The organism is Levilactobacillus suantsaii (assembly GCF_014069315.1).
GTDB classification, from domain to species: domain Bacteria; phylum Bacillota; class Bacilli; order Lactobacillales; family Lactobacillaceae; genus Levilactobacillus; species Levilactobacillus suantsaii.
The window spans coordinates 1,073,147-1,096,340 of the sequence record NZ_CP059603.1; the positions used below are offsets into that span (position 1 = coordinate 1,073,147).

18 protein-coding genes are annotated in these 23,194 nt (G+C 50.2%); 12 read left to right on the forward strand and 6 right to left on the reverse strand.

Features of this window, described 5'->3' with window-relative positions:
* The first annotated feature begins 501 nt into the window (after positions 1–501).
* The 3 genes from H3M12_RS04940 to H3M12_RS04950 all read left to right on the forward strand — a co-directional run bounded on the left by H3M12_RS04940 (position 502) and on the right by H3M12_RS04950 (position 5,515).
* The gene (locus H3M12_RS04940) at positions 502–1,467 is read left to right on the forward strand and encodes a LacI family DNA-binding transcriptional regulator (protein WP_182151000.1); all 966 of its coding nucleotides are present in this window, start codon (positions 502–504) and stop codon (positions 1,465–1,467) included.
* Between the two features lie 381 nt (positions 1,468–1,848).
* Entirely contained in the window at positions 1,849–3,135 is a 1,287-nt protein-coding gene (locus tag H3M12_RS04945) for an SLC45 family MFS transporter (RefSeq protein ID WP_182151001.1), read from the forward strand.
* 103 nt (positions 3,136–3,238) lie between these two features.
* Positions 3,239–5,515, forward strand: coding sequence for a glycoside hydrolase family 65 protein (locus H3M12_RS04950; RefSeq protein ID WP_129032857.1), 2,277 nt, complete (start codon positions 3,239–3,241; stop codon positions 5,513–5,515).
* A gap of 95 nt (positions 5,516–5,610) precedes the next feature.
* On the opposite strand, the gene H3M12_RS04955 is transcribed toward H3M12_RS04950, so the two are convergent.
* The 3 genes from H3M12_RS04955 to H3M12_RS04965 form a co-directional block, all read right to left on the reverse strand.
* Entirely contained in the window at positions 5,611–6,126 is a 516-nt protein-coding gene (locus H3M12_RS04955; RefSeq protein ID WP_182151002.1) for a hypothetical protein, read from the reverse strand.
* 204 nt (positions 6,127–6,330) lie between these two features.
* Positions 6,331–6,600: a 30S ribosomal protein S14 gene (rpsN, locus tag H3M12_RS04960; RefSeq protein WP_129032855.1), complete on the reverse strand. Its 270-nt coding sequence runs from the start codon at positions 6,598–6,600 to the stop codon at positions 6,331–6,333.
* 133 nt (positions 6,601–6,733) lie between these two features.
* Positions 6,734–7,765 (reverse strand): aldose epimerase family protein, encoded by a 1,032-nt coding sequence (locus H3M12_RS04965; protein ID WP_129032854.1) that lies wholly within the window; start codon positions 7,763–7,765, stop codon positions 6,734–6,736.
* Positions 7,766–8,053: 288 nt separating this feature from the next.
* Between H3M12_RS04965 and H3M12_RS04970 the strand changes: the two genes are divergently transcribed.
* The gene (locus tag H3M12_RS04970) at positions 8,054–8,872 is read left to right on the forward strand and encodes an alpha/beta hydrolase (protein ID WP_225423536.1); all 819 of its coding nucleotides are present in this window, start codon (positions 8,054–8,056) and stop codon (positions 8,870–8,872) included.
* Between the two features lie 32 nt (positions 8,873–8,904).
* Here H3M12_RS04970 and H3M12_RS04975 read toward each other — a convergent pair whose 3' ends face one another.
* Positions 8,905–9,723, reverse strand: a complete 819-nt coding sequence (locus tag H3M12_RS04975) for a Cof-type HAD-IIB family hydrolase (RefSeq protein WP_129032853.1) — start codon at positions 9,721–9,723, stop codon at positions 8,905–8,907.
* A gap of 256 nt (positions 9,724–9,979) precedes the next feature.
* Here H3M12_RS04975 and H3M12_RS04980 point away from each other — a divergent pair, with 256 nt between their 5' ends.
* The 5 genes from H3M12_RS04980 to H3M12_RS05000 all read left to right on the forward strand — a co-directional run bounded on the left by H3M12_RS04980 (position 9,980) and on the right by H3M12_RS05000 (position 15,595).
* The gene (locus tag H3M12_RS04980) at positions 9,980–10,363 is read left to right on the forward strand and encodes a MarR family winged helix-turn-helix transcriptional regulator (RefSeq protein ID WP_129032852.1); all 384 of its coding nucleotides are present in this window, start codon (positions 9,980–9,982) and stop codon (positions 10,361–10,363) included.
* Positions 10,364–10,576: 213 nt separating this feature from the next.
* Positions 10,577–12,355 carry a glycoside hydrolase family protein gene (locus H3M12_RS04985; protein WP_233449225.1) on the forward strand — a complete coding sequence of 593 codons (1,779 nt, stop codon included), beginning with the start codon at positions 10,577–10,579 and terminating at the stop codon, positions 12,353–12,355.
* A gap of 436 nt (positions 12,356–12,791) precedes the next feature.
* Positions 12,792–13,157, forward strand: coding sequence for a hypothetical protein (locus H3M12_RS04990; protein ID WP_129032850.1), 366 nt, complete (start codon positions 12,792–12,794; stop codon positions 13,155–13,157).
* 92 nt (positions 13,158–13,249) lie between these two features.
* On the forward strand, positions 13,250–14,794 hold the full coding sequence (locus tag H3M12_RS04995; protein WP_129032873.1) for a MucBP domain-containing protein: 1,545 nt from the start codon (positions 13,250–13,252) through the stop codon (positions 14,792–14,794).
* A gap of 372 nt (positions 14,795–15,166) precedes the next feature.
* A complete protein-coding gene (locus tag H3M12_RS05000; protein WP_129032849.1) occupies positions 15,167–15,595 on the forward strand; it encodes a Spx/MgsR family RNA polymerase-binding regulatory protein in 429 nt (142 codons plus the stop codon).
* A 76-nt stretch (positions 15,596–15,671) separates the two neighbouring features.
* On the opposite strand, the gene H3M12_RS05005 is transcribed toward H3M12_RS05000, so the two are convergent.
* On the reverse strand, positions 15,672–16,403 hold the full coding sequence (locus H3M12_RS05005; protein WP_129032848.1) for a C40 family peptidase: 732 nt from the start codon (positions 16,401–16,403) through the stop codon (positions 15,672–15,674).
* 495 nt (positions 16,404–16,898) lie between these two features.
* On the opposite strand from H3M12_RS05005, the gene H3M12_RS05010 reads away from it, so the two are divergent.
* The 3 genes from H3M12_RS05010 (at position 16,899) to H3M12_RS05020 (ending at position 22,283) form a co-directional block, all read left to right on the forward strand.
* Positions 16,899–19,043 carry a MucBP domain-containing protein gene (locus H3M12_RS05010; protein ID WP_182151005.1) on the forward strand — a complete coding sequence of 715 codons (2,145 nt, stop codon included), beginning with the start codon at positions 16,899–16,901 and terminating at the stop codon, positions 19,041–19,043.
* Between the two features lie 229 nt (positions 19,044–19,272).
* Entirely contained in the window at positions 19,273–21,408 is a 2,136-nt protein-coding gene (locus H3M12_RS05015; protein ID WP_129032847.1) for a collagen-binding domain-containing protein, read from the forward strand.
* 158 nt (positions 21,409–21,566) lie between these two features.
* On the forward strand, positions 21,567–22,283 hold the full coding sequence (locus tag H3M12_RS05020) for an SDR family oxidoreductase (RefSeq protein ID WP_129032846.1): 717 nt from the start codon (positions 21,567–21,569) through the stop codon (positions 22,281–22,283).
* Positions 22,284–22,350: 67 nt separating this feature from the next.
* Here the strand turns inward: H3M12_RS05020 and H3M12_RS05025 are convergent, their stop codons facing one another.
* Positions 22,351–23,094 (reverse strand): SDR family NAD(P)-dependent oxidoreductase, encoded by a 744-nt coding sequence (locus tag H3M12_RS05025; RefSeq protein WP_182151006.1) that lies wholly within the window; start codon positions 23,092–23,094, stop codon positions 22,351–22,353.
* Positions 23,095–23,194 lie beyond the last annotated feature (100 nt).

Below are 23,194 nucleotides of genomic sequence, written 5' to 3' on the forward strand. Positions count from 1 at the left end.
TGCCGGGTTGATGAAGTCATCAAATGACACCTATAAGGAACCTAAGTTCAGGATACCTGACCGTGGCTAAAGGTTGATGAAGCCATAAGTGAAACATGTAAAAAGAATAGTACAATTAAGACTAAGTAACTGTCAGGTTGATCAATATGGCATGCTGGTGACAAACTAGGACGCCAGGGTTGACCTTTTTTTGATGGATGAGGGTTCCGATTGAAGAATTGAAGTAGGAGTATACTGTTTTTTACATTTGGAACAGGATTTGAAAATGACAAGTTAATCAAAAACAATGATTTCCGATTTTTAGAATGCCGGTCTGGCGTGATTTGTTTAATGTATTCCCCACGTATGTGGGATAATCCGCTGTACTGCCTAAAATGCGCCTTTAAATCTACATAATTCTGCGCCTTAGCCCTTGTGCAACGGTTTGCAGAATTTTTTTAATATGGTAAGCTTTGTTGATCAAGTTAAATCGAAATTGGTACAGGTCTAAGGAGCTTTCTTATGTTAACTATCCGTGATATCGCCGCTAAAGCTGGGGTCTCCGTTTCCACCGCTTCACGCGCGCTTAATAATAATCTACGTATCAGTCAAGCGACGCGCGAACGTATCCAGAAATTAGCCGCCGCGGAGGGCTATTTGCCCAACTATAACGCCAAAAATTTAACGGCGGGGGAGGCCAATGCCGTCGGGGTCGTGTTCCCGACGACGGCCCACACCGTTCCCGAAAATCCGTTTTATATCGACCTCTTACGGGGAATCAACGCTCAATTGGTCCAGCGCCACTACGTCTTGTCAGTCGCCATCAGTGCGACCGCCGACGAGCTACTCAAGAACGTGCAATCGATGGTCGCTCAAGGTAAGATTAAGCGCTTCATCTTGTTTTACGCCCATGAAGACGATCCCATCGCTGATTACTTACGCCAGCAACATCTCCGGTTCGTCACGATTGGTCAACCGGACCAACAACACAACGACCTGTTCGTGGATAACGACAACCTCCAGGCTGGTATCGGCGGGGCGACCTTTTTGTTGGATCAGCTCCACGTGAAGCACCCAGTCTTCGTCGAGTCCGACCACGATTGGGCCTACGAACACCAGCGCCGCGAAGGGTACGCCCGCGTTGCCGCACGCTTCAACGTCAACCCGCTAACCTGTAAGCTAGGGGAGTTGAACCGGGTGCGAGCGTTTATCAAGCGCCATCCCGAAATCGACGGTATCATGGCAACGGATGACTTTAACGGTATCGAGTTTTACCGCTTACTGCGTGAGACGGTTGCTGTGAACCACTTTCCCATTGTGAGCTTCAACCGCTCCTTACCAGCGGGGTTGACCGATGCGGACCTGCATTCGGTGGACCTGTTTCCCGAAAAGATGGGGAATGCGGCGACCGTGTTGCTATTTAGCGACCGCGAGCCCTTAGCCACCCCAACACCGGGGCAGATTCGGATTCCGTACGCCATCGGTTAACGATTGGTGTGGGCCATTGTTGCACGGTCTTCGCGAAAAAAATAAATTATTTTTGACCGTTAAATTCGGTTTTGACACCATTTTGTCACGGGTTATCGCCCGGCAGAGTGGTGTTTTTAATTGTCAGGCGGCCCAATCGAGAATTGGACCGGGCCACCGAAACGAGGAAAAAGTTTTGTGCAAACGGTTGCGTTATAATGAAAGCGGTGTCATAATGACTTATGTAATCGGTTGCGCAGTATTTAACGCAACGTCTTAGCTATTATTTTTTCATGAGTTGGTTTAAGGAGGTTTTACATCATAGCAGATGTCACAAAAGATACCACGACAGTCGATAATCCCAAGACGGGACTACCGAAGTTGTCGGCCAGCACGATTTGGATGATCAACTTTGGCTTTCTCGGGGTCCAAACAGCGTTTACCCTGCAAAGTTCACAGATGAGTCGGATCTTCCAGACCATTGGGGCCGACCCGAACAACTTGGGGTGGTTTTTCATTTTACCACCACTAGCCGGCATCATTGTTCAACCGATCGTGGGGTACTATTCCGACCGGACCTGGGCGCCTAAGCTCGGGGGACGGCGGTTACCGTACCTGTTATTAGGGGCGATCGTCGCGGTCATCGTCATGTGTCTGCTCCCGAACTCCGGGAGCTTGGGCTTCGGCTACGCGTCGTTTGCGGCGCTATTATTCGGGGCCATCACCGTGGCGTTTCTGGACTTGTCCTCTAACGTGGCGATGCAACCATTCAAGATGATGGTTGGGGACATGGTCAACGATGATCAGAAGAGTTATGCTTACGGGATTCAAAGTTTTCTGTCCAACACCGGGGCCGTTTTGGCCGCCGTTCTCCCATTTCTGCTTGCCTACTTTGGGTTGAAGAACGTGGCCGCTAAAGGGGTCGTTCCTGATACGGTCAAGGCTGCCTTTTACATCGGGGCCATCTTGCTGGTGGTTACCAGCTTGTTTACCATTTTCCGGGTCCATGAATACGATCCAGATACTTACGCCATGTACCACGGCATCACTAAGGAAGCCAATTCCACTGGTGGGAACTGGTGGACGTTACTGAAGTCCGCGCCAAAGGTCTTCTGGACCGTCACCTTAGTTCAGTTCTTCTGCTGGTTTGCTTTCCAGTATCTCTGGACTTACTCCGCTGGGGCCATTGCCGACAACGTTTGGCACACCACTAACGCAACGTCCGCGGGCTATCAAGCCGCTGGGAACTGGTACGGGGTCTTGGCCGCCGTTCAGTCCATCGCCGCTGTGGTTTGGTCTTACGTTTTGGCCAAGTTACCGAACCGGGTCCACAAGTTAGGCTACGCGGGTAGTCTGTGCTTAGGGGCCATCGGATTCATCTCCGTGTTCTTCATTCACAACCAGTACACCCTGATTGGGTCGTTCGTTCTGGTCGGGATTGCTTGGGCCGCGATGAACACTTACCCACTGACTATGGTTACCAACGCCTTGTCTGGGGCCCACATGGGGACTTACTTAGGCTTGTTCAACGGCTCGATTTGCTTGCCACAAATCATCGCGTCTGTTGCCAGCTTCGCACTGTTCCCACTGTTAGGGAGCTCACAATCTAACATGTTCCTGCTCGGGGGCATCGTGATGGTGATCGGGGCACTCTCCGTCTTCTCCATTAAAGAAACTTACAAGGCCTAAACGCCGACCACAATCCACAACGCGAGGTCCTTCAACGTTGTGGATTCTGTGTTCAATTTGACTTTTGACGCTAACATGATTTTACGAAAGGGAGTTTTTTACCATGAAACGGATTTTTGAGGTGCAACCCTGGAACGTCAGCACGCACACCTTCGACCCTCAAGACAAACGACTGCAAGAGTCGATGACTAGTCTGGGGAACGGCTACATGGGCATGCGTGGCGACTTCGAAGAAGAGTACAGCGGCGATTCACTCCAAGGTATCTATTTGGGCGGTGTCTGGTATCCGGACAAGACGCGGGTTGGCTGGTGGAAGAACGGCTACCCCAAGTACTTCGGCAAGGTCGTCAACGCGGTCAACTTCATCAAGTTACCCATTGAAATCGATGGGCAACGGGTCGATTTGGCGCAAGACAAGATCAGTGATTTCAACTTAGACCTGGACATGCACCGGGCCGTCTTGACCCGGTCGTTCACCCTTGACCGTGGGGCCACCAAGGTCGCTTTGACCTTCGAGCGCTTCTTGAGTGTCGCCCAAAAGGAGCTGTCCGTCCAAAAGGTTACGATTAAAAACCTAGGTGCTCAGGACATCACGGTTAAGCTCTTACCGGCCATCGATGCCGACGTCAAGAACGAAGAGGCCAACTACGACGAACGCTTCTGGGACGTGCTGGCCACTGACCAGCAGGCCGACCGGGGCAGCGTCGTGGCTAAGACCACGCCGAACCCGTTTGGCACGCCTCAGTTCACTTCCGGCATGGAGATGCGGGTCGTGACCGATTTGGCCAACGTGGCCGTGGACCAACCGAACGACAAAGAAGTCGCCATGGCCTATCAAGGCACTTTGGCGCCTGAGACCAGCACCAGTCTTGAAAAGCGAGTCATCGTGGTTACGTCGCGGGATTACGGCAGTCAAGCTGAGTTGACCCAGGCGATGGATCAATTGAGTGACCAGGTCGCTAAAATCAGTTATGCCGATTTATTGAGTGCCCACACCAAGATCTGGGCGCAACGTTGGGAAAAGTCCGACGTGGAAATCACCGGTGACGATGAATCACAACAGGGGATTCGCTTCAACCTTTTCCAATTGTTCTCGACCTACTACGGCGAAGATTCGCGGCTGAACATCGGGCCCAAGGGTTTTACCGGTGAGAAATACGGCGGTGCGACTTATTGGGACACCGAAGCCTTTGCCTTCCCCGTCTACCTGGGCATCACCGACCCGAAAGTCACTCGCAACCTGTTGATGTACCGGTACAATCAACTGCCAGGGGCCTACGTCAACGCCAAGGAACAGGGACTGAAGGGGGCCTTGTTCCCGATGGTCACCTTCGATGGTATCGAATGCCACAACGAATGGGAAATCACGTTTGAAGAAATCCACCGTAACGGCGACATTGCCTTTGCGATTTACAACTACACCCGTTACACTGGCGACACCTCCTACGTCTTACACCAAGGTGCCAAGGTCTTGACCGAGATGTCACGCTTCTGGGAGGACCGGGTCCACTTCAGCAAGCGCCATAACCAGTACATGATCCACGGGGTCACGGGACCCGACGAGTACGAAAACAACGTCGACAACAACTGGTACACCAACATGTTGGCCCAGTGGACGTTGAAGTACACGCTGGAAATCTTGGACCAAGTCGACGCCGATGTGGCCAAAGACCTGGCCGTTTCAGCAGACGAAAAGGCCCAGTGGCAAGACATCGTCAACCGAATGTATCTGCCATATGACAAGGATTTGAACATCTTCGTCCAACACGATGGTTTCTTGGACAAGGACATCGAACCAGCCAGTTCGATTCCCGAAGACCAACGGCCTATCAACCAGCACTGGTCTTGGGATAAGATCCTGCGGTCGCCGTACATCAAGCAAGGCGACGTTCTGCAAGGTATCTGGGACTTCATCGACGACTACACCCCAGAACAGAAGAAGGCCAACTTCGACTTCTACGAACCTTTGACGGTCCATGAATCGAGTCTATCGCCGGCTATCCACTCCGTCTTGGCGTCCGACTTACACTACGAAGACAAGGCCGTGGAACTTTACGAACGCACGGCGCGGTTGGATCTGGACAACTACAACAATGACACCACGGATGGCCTGCACATCACGGCCATGACCGGGGGCTGGATTGCGGTGGTTCAAGGCTTTGCGGGCATGCGGGTCCGTAACGGTCAACTGCACTACGCGCCGTTCTTGCCAAAAACTTGGCAGAGTTTCTCGTTCCGGCAGGTCTTCCGCGGTCGCTTGGTCGAAGTCACGGTCGACAAATCTGGCAACCACTTCAAGCTCTTGAGTGGGGACCCCTTGACTATTGATGTCGCGGGGAAGAACGTGACCCTCACCACGGACGTGGTGGCCGAAGGGTAAGGCGACCTTGGAGGAGTGCGCTAAAAAATGAGTTACTAAAAATGGACTGCTTACGACAATTGATGCCGCAAGCAGTCCATTTTAGTGTCCAGTCATTAGACCGGCGTATAGGTGGCACCCCCATTGGGGGTATCCGGATGGTGATGGTCAGCCGGTTGGGGCGTAGTCGGTTGGCTAGTTTGGGGCGTCGGGTTCAGCGGCATCGGTGTTTGGCTCTGGGCCTTTTGCCGCACCAACGGAGCCTGTTCGTTCCAGAACAGCGGCCACTCGCCGGCCAGCGTCAAACTTTCGAGGTCGAGCTGAGCCGGGACCAGGATCTGGGCTCTGAGCTGGTTGCTGTAATCGGTGACTAAGCGCTGGATGATCAGCGCATTTTGGGCCAAGTCGGCACTGCCCAGGGTGGATAAATCGGCTTGATGCTTGTGTCGTAAATCGCGTTCTAAGGCCTTGAGCCGGCGTTCGATGGTCCGGTTAAACTTGGGTTGGTTCTGGGCGTCGTAGGCCACCGCCGGCGTTCGCCCCACGAAGAGGGCCTCGATGCGCGGGTAGCTGTCGTCTAAGGCGTCGGCCTGTAAGACGTCGAAGGCCCAACCAATGGATTCAACTTGCATGAGTTTAGAGAACTCCTTTAAAAAATCAGATTTAATCTTAGTCTATAAAAGGGATAGGGGGCTGTCAAATGCCCAGAAAAAAGGCAGGGACCGCGGTCTCTGCCTTAAAGGTTATTTGGGGTTAAGTGTGACCTCAGCAACACCGTTGGGTAAGGTCACAACACCGACGGGGCAATCCCCCCGTCGGTCACGGGAACGGCTGGTCTACCAGCTCGCCTTTCTGACGCCTGGGATCTGACCCTTGTGGGCCAATTCGCGGAAGTTCAACCGGGATAACCCGAACTTACGCATGTAGGCGTGTGGCCGCCCGTCGAGGTGGTCACGATGATGAATGCGGACCGGCGAGGCGTTGCGGGGAAGCTTGGCTAAGCCGGCGTAATCGCCCGCTGCCTTGAGTTCGGCGCGCTTAGTCGCGTACTTTTCGACGGTCGCTTCAATCTTCTTTTCCTTTGCAATCTTAGACTTCTTTGCCATAGTAAGGCTCCTTTCCTCAAAATAGTAATCGTTACGTTTTACAATGTACCATAGGGGGTATTTAGTGTCAACCCGGGTCCCCAGCCAAAAACGCCCCCGCAACTGAGGATTGGGGAGGGCGTTTTCGCGTGGTTTAGTAAGTTAAATCATAAGTGATTTGATAGCTTTGGGTCTGACCGGCAGGCAGCGTCACGTCGCCAAAGTCGGGGTGGTTCATGGTATCCGGTAACGTCTGGGGTTCTAGGGCGACCCCCATGTAAGGCTGGCCAGAACCAGTGGCCAGTTTCAAGTTGGCATCAAACGAGTTAGCAGTGAAGACCACGAGCCCGTTGCGCGGCGACTTGATGGTGACGGTGCGCTTGCTGGTCGGGTCCGTCAACTTGGCGATGGTATCGTTGGAACTCGGAACCACGTGGTAAACATCGTCAAAGCCCTTTTCGGGGATGTCCTGGAGACCGCGGATCGCCTGGCCTAAGTTTTGGCCATCGCTGAAATCGTACGGCGTATCGGCCACAGGCAAGAACTTCCCGGTCGGCAACTTCTCGCTGTTGAGCTCTAGGTGTTCGTGACTGTTGACTTGCAGCGTCTGACCGGTGACCAACGGGTCGTCACTGAGATTGAAGTACAAGTGGGCCGTTGGGTTGAACAGGGTCGTTGCCGTGGCGGTCCCACTAAAGGTCAACGTAATCTGGTCGTGCTGGTCCAGTGTCCAAACAATCTTAGCAGTCAAATCACCGGGGTAGGAATCGTCGGTGCTCTTGAAAGTGTGGGTCAGGCTGATCTTGGCCAGGTCCGGGTCACTGTCATCGATGGTGCCGTCCCAATTGACTGTGTTGAAGCCGTGGGGGCCTCCATGGAGGGTGTTTTGGCCTTCGTTAGGGTCGAGATGGTAGGTCTGATCGCCAATCTTGGCCGTCCCGCGGGTGATTCGGCCACCGGTTCGGCCAATCCCCATGCAAACGTAAAAGGGATTATCTAGGTAGTGGGCCATTTTATGGTAGGATAACACCAAATTATGCTCCCCCTTGGCACTGGGGACCAATAACTTGTGCAGGGTCGCGCCCCAACTGAGGACGGCTAACTTAACGCCGTTAGCGTTTTCAATTTCGTATTGCGTGACGGCTTGGCCCTGATACGTATCCCATTGACTGGTAGTTGTTTGCATAAACGTTCCTCGATTCTGTAAGTTTAAATTGTTAAAGCGGTTTCATAATTATATCTATTCTATTTTTTGTCCGTATAATTGTCAAACGCTTTTCGGGCGGCTGCCGGGGGTGAACCGGTCTTGAAGGGGCCCTTATTTCAGTGATTTTAGCCATTTGACCGAAAATAAATTTATCCAGATGAATTTTATAAATGACGTTTAAGCGGGAAAATGGCCACCAAGCCGAAAAGCTTAGCTTGTGTACAATTTAAAAAACTGGCATAATGGATGAGTTTAGGAGGGTGCCGGATGATAAGGATAAGACGTTGGCTACCCGTACTTTTGGGCGGCTGGTTCAGTTATCATTGGTTCAGTCGCCGCGCGATTCGGCCGTTACACCGGTCATCACGCGGTCTTCAGGTGGCGTCGGCCGTTCCGACCCTGTTTATTCCGGGATGGGGCGGCAACGCGTGGACCTATAACGGGATGCTCCGGTGGTTCGCCCGGCACGGGTATGCCAGCAAGGTTCTGACGGTGCGCGTGGATTATCGCGGTCGCTTGCACTTTACCGGCACCTGGACGGGAGCCGCGGAGAACCCGACGATTCAGGTCTTGTTCGACCGCAATCTTACGCAAGGTTATCAGCACCAGATTCGCTGGATCACACAGATCTTGCGGGCGCTGCGCCAGCATTACGGCATCACGACCTATAACGCGGTGGCCCACTCGTGGGGCGGCAGTGCGATGGTCCAAAGCCTATTACGCGACGGGGCGGACCCGCAGTTGCTCCGGTTGAACCGGCTGGTCCTATTAGGGACGCCGGTCGATGAGAGTGGGGACCTGCACGTCCCGGACCCGGCTTACCGGCGACTCTGGCGGTGGCGGGGAAACCTCTGGGCCAATGCCGGCGCCGAGATCCATAACGTCTACGGCTTCCTAGCCGGGCGGAAAACTGACGGGGAAGTTCCGGTGCGCCAGGCGCGGGCCTTACGTCCAGTCGTGGCGGGGAGCCCGTTGCGCTACGCCGAGTACCCCCTGGCTGGGTTGGGCCACAGCCGCCTGCACTCCGCTCGGATTGCCCGACAACTGATTGCCCGTTTATTATGGGCACCCAAACAAAACGACTAGGACTTTTAGTCCTAGCCGCCGTTTAGGTTTGGTTAAACTTGTTGATTTAGAATAGCGTCAATCACATTGAGCACGCCGTCATGGTCGTTATCCGTCGGGGTGATGAGGTTGGCGGCTTCTTTGATGGTCGCCGTACCGTTGCGCATGGCGACGCCTAAGCCTACGTGACGGACCATTTCGAGGTCGTTATCGTTGTCCCCAAAAGCAGCGATTTCACTGGGCGCGATGCCCCAGGCCTGTGCCAACTTGGTGAGTCCCACGGCCTTGTTGATGTGCGGGGCGATGATATCGATGCTGCCAAAGCCACTGGCCACGGCGTGAATCTGGTGGGGAAAGCGAGCGTTGAGGGTCGCTGCTTGGGCCTTACTGTCCTGGTCGGGCCATTCACCGTTGAGCTTATAAATCGTATCATCAACGGTCAGAAGGTCATCGACCAAGACGGGATTGTTGACGTAATAGTCCTGTGACGCTTGGGCGTCAGTGTGGTCGTTTTTGGCAATGTAGGTCCCGTGTGCCCCGGACAGCCGGAAGATTTGCGGGCGAAGGGTGGGGTCTGTTAAGATGGCTCGCACCACGTCGCGCACGATGGGCAACGGAATCGGATCGGCGAACAACGTTTGGTCGTGGTCGACGATTAGGGCGCCGTTTTCGGCGATGAAAGTCTGCACGGCCGGCGTGGGAGCAAACACGTGTTGTAAGTGGCCTAAGTGGTTGCCACTAGCCACCACAAAACGAATGTTAGCGGCTTGCAGGCGTTGCAGTTGCCGCGCAAAACGTGCGTGATCGTAAGTTCGCTTGGTGGTCAAAAAGGTGCCGTCGACATCAGTTGCAATCAGTTTGATAGTTGGCATAGGGTCCTCCTCGATTCAGGGTAAATACTTAGGGTCATCATACAAAGTTTACAAAAAGATTGCAACGATGCAAAATACGTTAAATCCAGGTTAAATTGAGACAGATGGCTAGTGTTTTCATTCGCAATGCTATAAACTGTTAATCAAACAGTAACATAAATGCTGAAAATAACGGTTATAATAAAAGGTTAGTGGGTCATAATAGTAACATCTCCAAGAACCACAATCGCATAATTGAAAGGAAGAGTAGTAATCTATGACGCAAACGAACGAGCTGAGTCAATCTTTAGAGTGGTTTTCCCAATTACAGAAGATCATGCGGCCGGTAACGACTATCAAAACCGAGGACATTACGATTTCTTTGGAACAATTTAACTTGTTACACGCCATCACTGATCAACGGGACGACTTTACATCCACTAAATTTGCCAACCAGATTGGCGTTTCCAAATCCATGATTTCCGGGCAGATTTCCCGGTTATTGCGGGCAGGGCTGATCGAAAGTATCGCCTCTAAGGTCGACCGGCGCCAACACAACCTGAAGCTGACGCCAGACGGAGTCAAGGTTTACACGCAAGTTCGTGGCCAAGTCGTCGACCAATTGAACCAACTGCATGGCGATATCGCCCAAATGATGTAATTTTAAACTAAATAGTTCACTTAATTAATAGACCAGAGTTAGCTGAGAACCTCTTCATCGCTAAAATCTTTCAATCATGTGACAATTGGGTTACGAGGACCCAACGGTTTCGTGTCTTCGCTATAATGAAAGCGTGGAAAGATTTTTATGAATGGAGGGGTTTTTGATATCATGAGGGGCAAAAAATATTTGCTAACCGCCGTTACCATGGGGATGACGGCACTTAGTCTGACCATTTTTGGGAGCGGTTTCGCCGCACCCATGACTGCTCACGCATCGACAACAGTTAATGCGGTTCACCAGGGGATGAGCGGAAATGCGAAGACCATTAACAACGCGGCATTTCAGGCTATGATCAATAAGTGGACCAACAGCGATGGAGTGACGGTCCACGTGCCAAAGGGGACTTACGTGTTCAATTCGGGGACCATCAAGCTGCATTCGAATTTAAAATTTAAGTTTGATAAGGGCGCCGTGTTCCGGATCACCGATGGCCAACGCCTAAACATCGCGTACCCGAGTCCGAAAGCCGGTTATAACGGTGGAATCAACGACATTACCTGGAACGGGGCGACTTTCCAGGGGGACAACACCGCCGCGGGTCAGAGTGTCTTTGTCCAAAGCATTCACCATGCGCAAAACGTCAAATTCAACAATTGTGTCTTTGACAATGCCGAGTCGCCGACCGGACACTACATTGATATTGACGGGAGCCATAACGTGACCGTCAAGAATTCTGTTTTTACTGGATTCAACGGTTCGATGGACTTCAAGGAAGCCATCCAGGTCGATTACTCGAACAAGAAAGCCATGTCGCACAAGCTGGCCGGTGACAAGTACGATAATTTACCGTCGTACGATGTCACGGTCGACAATAACCAGTTCTTACCGGTCTCCCGGGAGTCCGGCCAGGTCCAATCTTATGCGCCGAACCCGATTGGGGAGCACGCGGTCTATAAGAAAGGCCAAGCCGGCATCATCCATAACGTGTACTTTACCAACAACACGGTGGTCGATCCGAAGCCGTTTCTCGGTGACGGGGTCGCTACGATTCACTTCAAGTGTGTCTCGGACCTGTACATCACGGGCAACAAGTTTATCAACCAGCACGTTTTGGGATCCGGAAACTACATCTACTTGTACAATTCACAGGCGGATTATGACATGACGAACTTGAACATTACCGACAACACGTTCACCAACGTCAACCCGACCAAGCAGTACGTTTACTTGGACAGCAAGGATACGACTAATCCGATGACGAACGTGAACATCAGCCATAACGACATCAACACGCAGACGAAGGGGATTCCGTTCGTTCAAGGGAACTTCCCGTTGACGAGTGCGGGCATCAAGATCACGGATAACGACGTCAAGGTCGTGGACCCTATCACGACGACGGTCACGGCCCAAAAGCCAATCACCGAAACGACCATGAAACCAGATAAAAAGAAGCCGACCCAGAAGTTAAAGAAGCGTAAGCAGACCAACAAGGAAGAAAAGTACTATGGTGGGCTGAACACGCAACACGCTCAGTTGAAGAGCAACTTCAAGAAATACTCGCTGTACAATCATGTCCGGGGGCACAAGAACTGGAACATCGTGACCTTCAACTGGAAGAAGCTCAAGAACAAGCGGGTCTACTTGGATATGCGGGCCAACGCCGATACGGGCAAATGGTACCGAATTCGTTTCTCTAAGAACTCGACCACGAAGTACTGGAGCCGGAAAGGGGCTTTACAGTTCGACAAGATTGAAACTGAAGAGTACGACCGGGAATTAAACCTGATGAAGATTTACCCCGTCTACAACCGGGTCTTCGATGATTCTCTTTTAGCCAAGCAAAAGGGCACCACGGCTAACATCTCAGAACGGCGGGTTACGATTACCCACCGGGCTTACCGGACGGACTCCAATGGTCACCAGACCGTTTATTACCAAATGAAGAACGGGTTGTGGACCCGGGCCGGAGCGTTTGATTTGGATTCGTAACCTAGACTGAACTGAAAATAGCATCTCGCGGATAGCGGGATGCTATTTTTTTCGGCTTTTTCGGGGGTGGGGTGAGACTTGTTTTCGTAGATAGCAGGGGGATAGTTACGATTTGAAGTATACGACAATTGTATAAAATAATTGGTATTTCGGGTGAGAAGGTCACAGCCACTCTCGTGTGCATCGATTATAAATGCTGTTGTATCGGCTTTTTCTTAGCTGAAATGGAATTAGTTTTCTAAAATGTTGTCACTTGTTAGTTTGCATAAACTCGCTATAGTTGAAGTAACTTAAGCAGAGCTGTTTCAACGAGAGACGGAGGCAATCAGGAATGGGAGTTAGGCGGGAGACACAGCGAACAAATAGTGATCCAAGGATGTGGGCATCGGCTAGTTTAGTGACAATTGGGTTAGTCTTAGCAGGGGGGAGTAGCGTAGTGGGACACGCCGCAACGGTACCACAAGAAGCGGCAGTTGTGACGCCAGCACCAACCCCCGCTAAAGCAACCGATGCGCCGCTGGAACAGCAGTCGGCAACTGACGTCACTACGGAAACGGCACCGACCACAACGGAGAAAGTCGAACCAGCGAAGACACCAGCAACGGTGCCAGATAAACCGGTAACGACAGATGATAAGGACCTAGTGGGAGTGGATTCCACCACTGTGGCTACGTCATCAGAAACAACGGTACCCGACCAATCAACGAAACAACCACTGACTGATATGCCAGCGATGCCAGCAAAAAAGAAGACATTGAAAACCCCAAAGAGCCAACTCCAGAACCTAAGGTACGGTCGTTAGAGGTCATTAAAAAAATAGGGAATCAGCCGCAACCACCGGTAACCTCACCAGGGGGGAAGGTTGATTCCAAGCAGCCTTCAATAGATCAATGGATGCCGGATAAACATTTACAGAAGTTTGTGTTGAGTGCAATTATGGCGGAAAACAAAGGAGGATATACTAGCGTTCAAGATAGTAAAAACAATGCAGGTGAATTTCCCGGTATCACTAAAGTGAGTGATATTACACCGGCTGTTTTAAGTAGGTTAGTAGTTTTGGAAGAATATGATACTCTTGATAAAAATCCAGATTATATCACCAACATTTTACAAATTAAAAGCTTAGAAGGGCTTGAAAAAGCTACTAGTTTGGAGCGGTTGGATATAAATATTAGTAATACGCTACTTAAAGATTGGTGTAATCGTAATGCACAGTCTACTAATCCGTGGATACAGACTGAAATTATGAGATTAAAGCGTAATTATTATGCACAATATGGATTAATTACTAGTGTTAAACCATTAGCAAATTTGAAGAATTTAGGTGAAGGAACAATTAGTCTTCAAGGACAAAGTATTACCAGTCTTTTACCAATCAAGTGGGCTTGGGAAGACGCCAAAAACACAGTAAATTTATTTTTTCAGAGAAACAGTATCTTAGATTTTTCTGAATTTAAATGCATTCGGAATAATTCTGTGAGTTTGTTTAACGTAGAAGGGTCATCATATGTTGAAATGAATCCTATAGTTATTCATGTAGGAGAAAAAGTAAGCATTGCACTTCCGAAAATAGTGAATGTAGATGATAAAAATGAAATTGATAGTAATACTAATACATATGTGAATAGTTCTGTTATGAGTGATGATGAACGTCCTAATATCGATGATAATGACGTGACAATTGAAAGGGATGGAGGTGAAATGAAGCTTAACATTACTAACCATGATAAAAAACCAGGAATAAAAAGTTATTTTAGGGTGTGGCTTAGAGCTAAAAATGAAGACGATTTTTATTTTTATATTCCATACACTGTTGTACCATTCCCCATAGAAAATCCAACGTTTATCCCCCAAATTATAGGCCATACTGTACCGATATCGACTTCTACGGTACAAGAAAATACAATATCAGAAGAATCTGGCCAAGTGACAGTTCAGTATCTAGATAATATGGGCCAAATTATCGCCCCGGATAAAGTCTTGACGGGGCTAGTTGGTGATACCTATTTAGCTCCTGAATTGACTTTAAGTCGGTATCAACTACTACGTGAACCACAAAATGAACAAGGGTATTTTACGCCAATGCCACAAACGGTCATCTATACGTATCAGCCTATTGAGCCTACTACGTCTACTAAGAAAATCCCCAAGGGAAACGGTGATAGTGGCCAGCGACCGCAAAAGCCCAAACAGCCAAAACCGCGACCACAAACGACCGGGCCAGCAACGCCGGCACATCGATCTGGTATCACACCGACACATAGGACTCTCTATCGCTTGACCTCTCACCAGCGAAATGGACAAGTGGTAAAGCTATCAGTAGCGACACTTCAACCGAAGTTGCCACAGACTAATGGGCAAGAGACGAGTTGGCTACAGATTCTAGGAGCCGCATTACTTAGTAGTGTTAGCTGGGTGTTCTGGCGGCATCGCAATTAAAAAGTTTAGATTTTAGTGAGCCAGTAGTGCATTTTCTACTGACTCATTTTTAGTCGTGAGGTGTAGATTAGTGGCTGATCTCAAGCCAATTCCACGCATCCCAAAACGTTTCCCACCACATCTTCAAGAAATCTTCATGTTTCCAGCACGAAGTTCTCCGATTTGCCTGCTAAAGTTGAGTTAGACTACTGAGAAAGCCAAAATTGGCGCCAAATTTTTTTGCGAAAAGGTTAAACCTTACTTAGTTAAGCCTAATGGGTTTCATCATCGCCGATTGTGGTGTACAATTATTAACATAAATTAGCACTCAAACAAAAGAGTGCTAAAATCTCAGGTACCTCATCGACAAGCACATCATTGGAGGGCGATTCTATGATTAAAATGTATTTTCATGCTAAAACAACCGCTGTCACGAAAGCAATGAAGTGGCTAGCAAATCACGACGCAATCTTCACGGCACGCGATATTAAAAAACAGCCGTTGACTCGAGACGAAATCCTATACATGTTATCCTTGACGGTCGACGGGACCGACGATTTAATTTCCACGCGGTCCAAAGCCTACAAGGCACTCCCGACATCCGTTCAGGATATGGGGATGAATGACCTGGTCGAGTTACTCCAGACCAATCCAGGAATTCTAAAGAACCCCATTGTGGTCGATCGCAATAAATTGGCCACTGGGTTCGACCTCGAAACCATTCGGGAATTCGTGCCGGCCTCTTACCGGAAGAAGGAACTGGCGAGCTTCTTTAAGATTTTAAACGGGACCAAGAAGTCCTTGAACGTGACACCAGCATAGAATAGATGAAAAAAGCGTGTGACTTGACGAATTGTCGAGTCGCACGCTTTTTTGGCTTATTATGATGAAACTTGTCTTAGTCTAAGGAAGCTGGGCGAGAGTAGCCGACCGTGTTCCACCAGGAAACGTTGGTGGCTTCGTTGACGACCCCACGCAATTGCGCATCGATCATCTTGTGGCTTCCCTTGTAAATCCCCACGTGGGTGATGTTTTTCTTGCTGGTTCCGAAGAAGATTAGGTCGCCGGCTTTAGCGTTCTTGGCGCTCACGTGTTTGTAAGAATTGTATTGGGATTGTGCCGTCCGGGGAATTGTTTTCCCAATCGCCTTTTTGAAGACGTACTTGGTGAACCCAGAGCAGTCAAAGGAACTTGGGCCGTTGGCACCGTAAACGTAGGGTTTACCCAATTGCGCCGTAGCGACCTTCTTGATGGAGGCGTAAGTCTTAGACTTCTTCAAGTAACCGTGCCAGATCCAACCAGAAGCGGTCTTACGACCATTGGTGACGTAGTAGTACAAGTACTTCACACCGTTCTTCTTGGTGATGTAGCGCTTCTTGGTGGCATGCCAAGTGGTGTGCGGGTAATTCTTTAAGTAGTGAGTCTTTTTACCGAACTTCATGTTCTTCTTAGTGCCGCTTAGGTTGTAAGTCCAACCCGTAGCGCTCTTCCGCACGTATTTAGTATCAGTCATCTTACTGGTACTGTTAATCACGTTGGTGCTATTGGCAGAAGCCGTGGTCGTTAATCCCCAGATGGGTAAGAAGGCTGCGGCTGCCGCGATTGTTAAACTAAGTTGTTTGATCTTCATTAATAAGCCATCCCTTAATTATGTAAGTCTGATAATCCTCGCTTGTGTATACTATCTAAGATAGACCATTGGTTTTACAGGAGAATTGCAGATAAATATCAATGTGATGACGCTTTGAGTTTGACTTGTCATACTTAGTGGCATTGTTGTCACATTTTAAGTTAACGTTAAGGTTACGGGACGGGCTGAGTTAAGCGGGTTAGTAGTTTATGGGGTAGGGAGATAAGCAATTTTAAAAAGCAATTCGGTCATAAATGCCGTTATTTTGGGATGTCATGTGTGGGTGAAATGGAGTTGAATTAAGAAGGCAAATAGCCGATATATCAGTGTTTAGCCCACGTTTTTCGTAGTAAAGATCATGGCTTAAATGGGAATACCTGAATGCGAATCTACGAAAACGATAGACGCAATTGAGGGGAGCTGGTAAGTTATTAGCTGTATTTTGCAATTTAATTGCTTAATTTTACAGCTAAAGACTCGGAGGGGGAGCCGACTATGAACATTACCGCCACATTAAGCCAATTATGCCGTTACCGGTGGTCACGCTATGTGATTGCCCTGAGCCTGACCGTTGGGTGTTGGAGTAGCCTAACGGGCGTAACGGCTGATGCGGCGATTAAGACCGCAACGATGATGACGTCACAGGTCACTGCGCGCACACAACCAACGTCTGAGCCGGAATCGGTGGACAGTTGGATGCCAAACAAGCGCTTGCAAAAAGCCGTTTTAGCAGGTCTTCAAAAGGTGGGGAAAGCTCCGGAAGATGGTGTTTCGGGCCTTACGAAGGAGAGCCTTGAGAAGTTGAATGACGTTGTGGATCGCCAAACCGCCTACATTGACGGGACCAGCGAGTACTCATTGGAAGGTCTGCAATACGCGACCAATTTAAAGACAATCAACATTGGGATGGGGTTTCAAGGTCCGACAGAGCACTGGTTCGGCGACGTGGTCGATGTATCGCCGTTAAAGAATTTACAATTCTTATGGCGCATCGACTTAAAAAACAACCGGATCAAGGACGTGACGCCGCTGAAAGAATTAAAAAACGTGACAAGTCTGGATTTAAGGGACAACCAGATTGAAGATTTTTCTAAATTGTCACAGGGACAATACGCAACGTTGGAGATGACCAACCAGTTAATTTTCAGACCGCGTACAACAATTAATCAAAAAGCTCGGACTGCCCACATGGAAGGCAATTTTCACTTACCGGGGGACCAACTTGACCCCTTGACGCAAATCCATTATTACCACGCGCCAGTTGCAACTGGGACGGAAGGGGTAATTAAGTCATCCTATTTTTTTGGCGGCCACGCAGTACCGGATGGCCACGGTGGGCTTGATATTAATATTATTTTGGATCAAAAACCCGGAATTACTGGACCCAATTTACGGCCGTTACCAGATTATTATTATCTGATGGGTCAGAGTAAGGATCAGATTTTTACGGTTATTCAACCCTATGCATTAGCCGCCGGACCAGTCACGGTGCACTATCAAGATATGGTGGGACAGGACTTGGAAGAGCCAGAAGTGATTCAAGGATTGGTGGGAAAAACCTACGCCACGAAATCGAAAAAATTTACGGGGTACTATTTAAAGAAAATTTCCGGGCAAACAACAGGAACCTTCACCGATAAGCCGCAGACTGTTACCTACGTCTATGCCAGGGATGCACCGGTGATTGTTCCCCAGCCGGACGCCCCTAGTGGGGATACGGACGGTAATGTGCCGGATAGTTCCGACCCCGATAATTCGACTACAGATAATACGACCAATACGCCAGATGGCTCTAATCCTGATGGTTCGACTACGGATAACACGGGCAATACACCGGATGGTTCCGACCCCGATGATTCGAACACGGATAACACGATTAATGCGCCGGATGGTTCTGATCCTGATGGTTCGACTACGGATAACACGGGCAATACACCGGATGGTTCCGACCCCGATGATTCGAACACGGATAACACGATTAATGCGCCGGATGGTTCTGATCCCGATGATTCGAACACGGATAATACGACCAATACGCCAGATGGTTCTAATCCTGATGATTCGACTACGGATAACACAGGTGATACGCCAGATGACTCCAATCCCGATGATTCGACTACGGGTAACACGACTAATACGCCAGATGGTTCTGATACCGATGATTCAAATGCGACTAATACAGTCAATGTGACTGATGACCCCAATCCCGATAATTCGCAAGAGACGATTAATTTGCCTGGTAGCTCTGGCGCTAGTAATCCAAATGCAACTAGTAACTTGAGTACCAGCAATTCCAGTACCAGTAGTTCCAGCAGCACAAGTAGTATGACGAATGGCTCGAGTACCATTCAGGAATCAGAGACGCCCCCGCTAGGCATCTGGGATAACCAACAACCGCCTTTGCTGCCGCTTTTGCACCAGCAACCGACACCGTTTCAGCCAGCCGGGACGACAGCAACCGAGATGCCGATCCCCACGTTAGTGCCGACCTCAATTATCTTCACGTCTCAGGGGCCTGCGACCGGAAAGTTGCCACAGACTAATGCAACTTCAGGACAGTTAATGGCCTGGTTGGGCGCCGCTGGTCTTTTGGCGGGTGGCCTGATTTGGGTTAACCAGCGTTATACGGACAACGACTAAATTTTAAACAGACGGGAACCACCGTATCAGCCATGCGATGAAAATTGTGCGGCTGGTCTTATGGCTCCCGTTTTTGCGTGTCGCTAGTCCAGTAAACCGTAATATCTAAAAATGGATAACTAGATTATCTATTTAAAAATAAAATATTTTTCGATATCATGTTGAATGTTGACCAAACTAGGCCCAAAATAGAGATGTAATCGTTTGAGAAAGGTAGGGAGTACTTAGTATGGAAACTAAACGAACGCATTTTAAGATGTATAAAAGTGGTCGTCGGTGGGTCTTTGCCTGCGCGGTGATGTTGGCCGTAGGTGTACCCGCGACCGTTGTGCATGCGGATAGTTCATCGAGTACGGCGACTCAATCGGCAGTCATTTCGTCATCGAGTAGTAGTGAGAACAGCAGTAGTAGTAGCAGTAGCTCTGATAGTAATAGTAGTAGCGCTGACAGCAGCAGTGACAGTAGTCGTAACAGCTCTAGCACCGACCAACAGAGTTCTACTGAAAGCTCAAGCAAAACCGATGCGACTAACGAGTCGAATGCGACCAAGAGTACTTCGGCAGCGCAAACGACCGAGACGTCAACAGCGAACACGACGGACACCGATGATAGCGCTGACACTACCACTAACCAAGCGACGACAACGTCTGATAGTGACGCGACGACAACCACCACTGATGACCATGCCGGAATTGCGAAGGCTTCATTGGACGTGACTGATGAGGATTCGACCAGTGACGATAGCGCGACAGATTCGTCGACGGATTCATCAACGGAAGCGACAGCTGCATCAACGGCGGCAACTGCTGCAACTACCGCGGCAGTGGAACCGGAAGCTGATAGTGACATCCAATCCGGTGGCAGCGTTTATGACGATTTTCCCAACATCGATGATGACAACTTACTGGGGATTTCCTCGGTCTTTCACATCTTTGCCCGAGAAGCGGAATTAAACGCCCACACGAACGGCAATTTGGCCGTGCAATACTTGACGGGGAACGTCAACTTCGGCACCAACATCATCGAAGAACTCCTGGACAAAGACATTTCTTACATTCAAAATATCAATAATATCGCCAATAGTTCCTTTGTATCGAGTGGGGATACACGGTATAACAAGGTTATTTTTGGTCAAAACGTCACGATTGATATCAGTGACCCCAACCGGCCTACGGTCAACGGGGTTTCAATTGACCATCTGCTCGCATCGGAAATTTTCCAAGATCAAAACGGACAAACCTACATAGATTTCGACGCGGAATTCGCTAAATTACGCGAAAAGAATAAGGCCTTTGCGGAACTACCAAGCGTGAAGGATTACACCTCAGCAGATTTCTCGGATCAAAACAACCGGGTCATTGACGTAAGCGATATGACGCCCGACGAGAATGGTCGCATCGTCATCAATCTATCGCCGGAAGTCTTACAAAGTGGCACGCCGCTAACCATCAAAGGCGTGTCACCCGATGCCGATGGGGATACCATCATCATCAACGTCGATACCGGTGGTGAAGACGATTACACCATCACCTCGCAAATCAAAGTTATTTACAGTGACGGCACCGAACGGGACAACAAGGAAACCGAAGACTTTGGGGACAACCACCTCTTGTGGAACTTTGTCGACCGGACAGCCGATGACTTACAATACACCGGCACGATTCACGTGGACCGGCCGTTCCAAGGTAGCATGTTAGCACCGTCCGCAACGATTGAAACTAACCAGAATATTGACGGTAATATCATCGCCGATAAAGTCATCGTCAACGCCGAAACGCATCGGTGGGACCTCCAAGATAACCAAACTTCGGAGACCGATGACGAAGACGACAACGATGAAGATGACAACGACGAAGACAATACCGGGGACGAAGATAATAACGAAGGTGAGGACGACACGGACGAAGATGAGGATGATCCGCAAATTGCCGTGCCGTTACCAGGAATTGACGTGGAGATGCCAAGTACTGAAGAACCCGGGACTGAAGCACCCGATGAAGAAGAGGAGTTAACTTACGAGCACCAGCACGAAGACGATGACGATATCGTTGAGGACTTCGAAGAAGAGTGGGCCGCCGATGAGTCTGTGGCACAAGAAAAAGAGACGTTGAATGACTTGCAAACAGCTATTGCTAAGGCAAAAGCCGAAGGTGATACCGCACTGGCTGCCAAGCTAGAGGCGCTTGAACAGAAGTTCTTGGCTGCGTTAGGTCGCGGTACGGGAACCGGCAATGGCACTGGCGTTGGTACCGGTTTGCCACAAACGGGCGAAGCTCCGAACAACTGGGCGCAACTACTGGGCTTAGCTTTAGCCAGTGGGTTAGCTGGCGGTTGGTTCCGGCGTAAGAAGCACCAACAAGATTAAACTCGAACGAAAAACGGTCGACGCTAAGAGGCGGCGACCGTTTTGTTTACCCGTATATTGGGGAGAAACCCGACGCGCTTGAATTTCAGAAAACTTTTAACCAGGTGATTTAACGGCAATTGGACTACAATGAGCTTAAGACTAAAGGAGGTCATTGGATGACACTAGATCAGCAAACCATTCTTATCGTGGGCGGGAGTTCCGGTTTCGGTTACGCGGTGGCTCAGCGCGTGGTGGCCGCGGGAGCGGACGTTTATTTGATTGGCCACAACGCCGAACGCTTGCAGCACGCTCAAGACCGCTTAGCGGCTGGTTCGGCCGTGACCACGGCGGCGTTGGATGCGCAGGACCCGCAGGCGTTGCGTGACTTTTTTGCCACGGCACCGGCCTTTGACCACATCATCTCGTTTCTCGGTGGTGCGATGGGTGGCGGTTTTTTGGACAACTCGGTCGCCGCAATTCGTCAAGCCATCGAGGATAAGTTCTTCGCCAACCTCCAGCTGGCCCAGATTGCGGTCAAACACCTGAACGACCACGGGAGCCTGACGCTGACCTCGGGGGCTGGTGGTCACCCTTACGACGCCTCCGGGGCGATTATTGGCAACCAGGCCATCAATACTTTGGTAGCGGGGTTGGCCGTCGAACTGGCGCCCAATTACCGGGTCAACGCGGTGGCCCCGACCTGGACGCCCACGGGCTTGTGGCGAAAACTGACGCCCGAACAAATCAAGGCCCAACAACAGGCTATGAGTGCGTCGATTCCGTTGAAGCGCACCGGTACGGTCGAAGAAGTGGCCGCGGCCTACCTCTACTTATTACAAAACGGCTTCGTGACCGGCCAGGTCTTGGCGGTCGATGGCGGGATAGACTTGTAAAATGACAGTGAAAAGGCCCCGACAAGAACGTTGTCGGGGCCTTATGTGATTGATTAAAGTTTTGAGATTAGTGGGTCCAGCCACGGTCAACGGCCATGACCATGCCGTTGACGTCGTGAGACCGTTCTGAGGCCAAAAACAGGACTGCTTGGGCGACCGCGTCACTGGTCTTAGTGACGACTTTGAGGTCGCCGGCTACTTGAGCTTCATGCACCCGTAATGGTTCCACGATATCGGCTTGGATATTGCCCGGCGTGATGGCGTTGACCCGTAGGCCTTGCTTGGCCGTTTGGTGAGCCAAGCGCTTGGTGAGGGTTGTGACGGCTCGTTTCGTAGCGGTGTAGGCCGTTTGGGCTTGGTCATCGGTCACGGGACCGACCGTGGCCACGTTGACGATGATGCCGTGCTGTTGGTCGGAAAAGAGGGGGGTGACGGCTTGGGTGATCAAGCGAACACTCGCCGTGTTGATGGCGGTGACTTGATCCCACAGCTTGTCGCCGAAGGTCTCTGGGGCAATTAGGTGGTCGGGTAACCCAGCATGAGTGATCAGCCCGTCCAACCGACCAAAGTGTTGCTTGGCCGTGGTGACCAGATAGTTGACGTCATTGGCCACGAGCGTGTTGGTAGGCACCGCGATGGCATCGTAGCCCGCCGCTTTGAGTGTCGTCACCGTGCGGGTGAGCGCGTCACTTTTGAGGTCGGCGGCAACGATTTTAGCGCCGGATTGCGCCAGTAACGTGGCGGATTGGCGGCCTATTTTGGACCCAGCACCCGTGACTAACATAACTTGGTTCGCTAATTGTTGACCCATATAAATCACTCCCTTATTGAATTCATCTTTATTTAAACACGGTGATGTAAGAAAGGTCTAAGCAAACCGTTAAACCGTCCTAAGAGAGCCATGAGAAAGC

What these genes read in the sequence shown, in the direction of transcription:
- H3M12_RS04940 (WP_182151000.1), top strand. Translation starts at nt 502, where the DNA reads ATGTTAACTATCCGTGATATCGCCGCTAAAGCTGGGGTCTCCGTTTCC.
- H3M12_RS04945 (WP_182151001.1), top strand. Translation starts at nt 1,849, where the DNA reads ATGATCAACTTTGGCTTTCTCGGGGTCCAAACAGCGTTTACCCTGCAA.
- H3M12_RS04950 (WP_129032857.1), top strand. Translation starts at nt 3,239, where the DNA reads ATGAAACGGATTTTTGAGGTGCAACCCTGGAACGTCAGCACGCACACC.
- H3M12_RS04955 (WP_182151002.1), bottom strand. Translation starts at nt 6,126, where the DNA reads ATGCAAGTTGAATCCATTGGTTGGGCCTTCGACGTCTTACAGGCCGAC.
- rpsN (WP_129032855.1), bottom strand. Translation starts at nt 6,600, where the DNA reads ATGGCAAAGAAGTCTAAGATTGCAAAGGAAAAGAAGATTGAAGCGACC.
- H3M12_RS04965 (WP_129032854.1), bottom strand. Translation starts at nt 7,765, where the DNA reads ATGCAAACAACTACCAGTCAATGGGATACGTATCAGGGCCAAGCCGTC.
- H3M12_RS04970 (WP_225423536.1), top strand. Translation starts at nt 8,054, where the DNA reads ATGATAAGGATAAGACGTTGGCTACCCGTACTTTTGGGCGGCTGGTTC.
- H3M12_RS04975 (WP_129032853.1), bottom strand. Translation starts at nt 9,723, where the DNA reads ATGCCAACTATCAAACTGATTGCAACTGATGTCGACGGCACCTTTTTG.
- H3M12_RS04980 (WP_129032852.1), top strand. Translation starts at nt 9,980, where the DNA reads ATGACGCAAACGAACGAGCTGAGTCAATCTTTAGAGTGGTTTTCCCAA.
- H3M12_RS04985 (WP_233449225.1), top strand. Translation starts at nt 10,577, where the DNA reads ATGACGGCACTTAGTCTGACCATTTTTGGGAGCGGTTTCGCCGCACCC.
- H3M12_RS04995 (WP_129032873.1), top strand. Translation starts at nt 13,250, where the DNA reads ATGCCGGATAAACATTTACAGAAGTTTGTGTTGAGTGCAATTATGGCG.
- H3M12_RS05000 (WP_129032849.1), top strand. Translation starts at nt 15,167, where the DNA reads ATGATTAAAATGTATTTTCATGCTAAAACAACCGCTGTCACGAAAGCA.
- H3M12_RS05005 (WP_129032848.1), bottom strand. Translation starts at nt 16,403, where the DNA reads ATGAAGATCAAACAACTTAGTTTAACAATCGCGGCAGCCGCAGCCTTC.
- H3M12_RS05010 (WP_182151005.1), top strand. Translation starts at nt 16,899, where the DNA reads ATGAACATTACCGCCACATTAAGCCAATTATGCCGTTACCGGTGGTCA.
- H3M12_RS05015 (WP_129032847.1), top strand. Translation starts at nt 19,273, where the DNA reads ATGGAAACTAAACGAACGCATTTTAAGATGTATAAAAGTGGTCGTCGG.
- H3M12_RS05020 (WP_129032846.1), top strand. Translation starts at nt 21,567, where the DNA reads ATGACACTAGATCAGCAAACCATTCTTATCGTGGGCGGGAGTTCCGGT.
- H3M12_RS05025 (WP_182151006.1), bottom strand. Translation starts at nt 23,094, where the DNA reads ATGGGTCAACAATTAGCGAACCAAGTTATGTTAGTCACGGGTGCTGGG.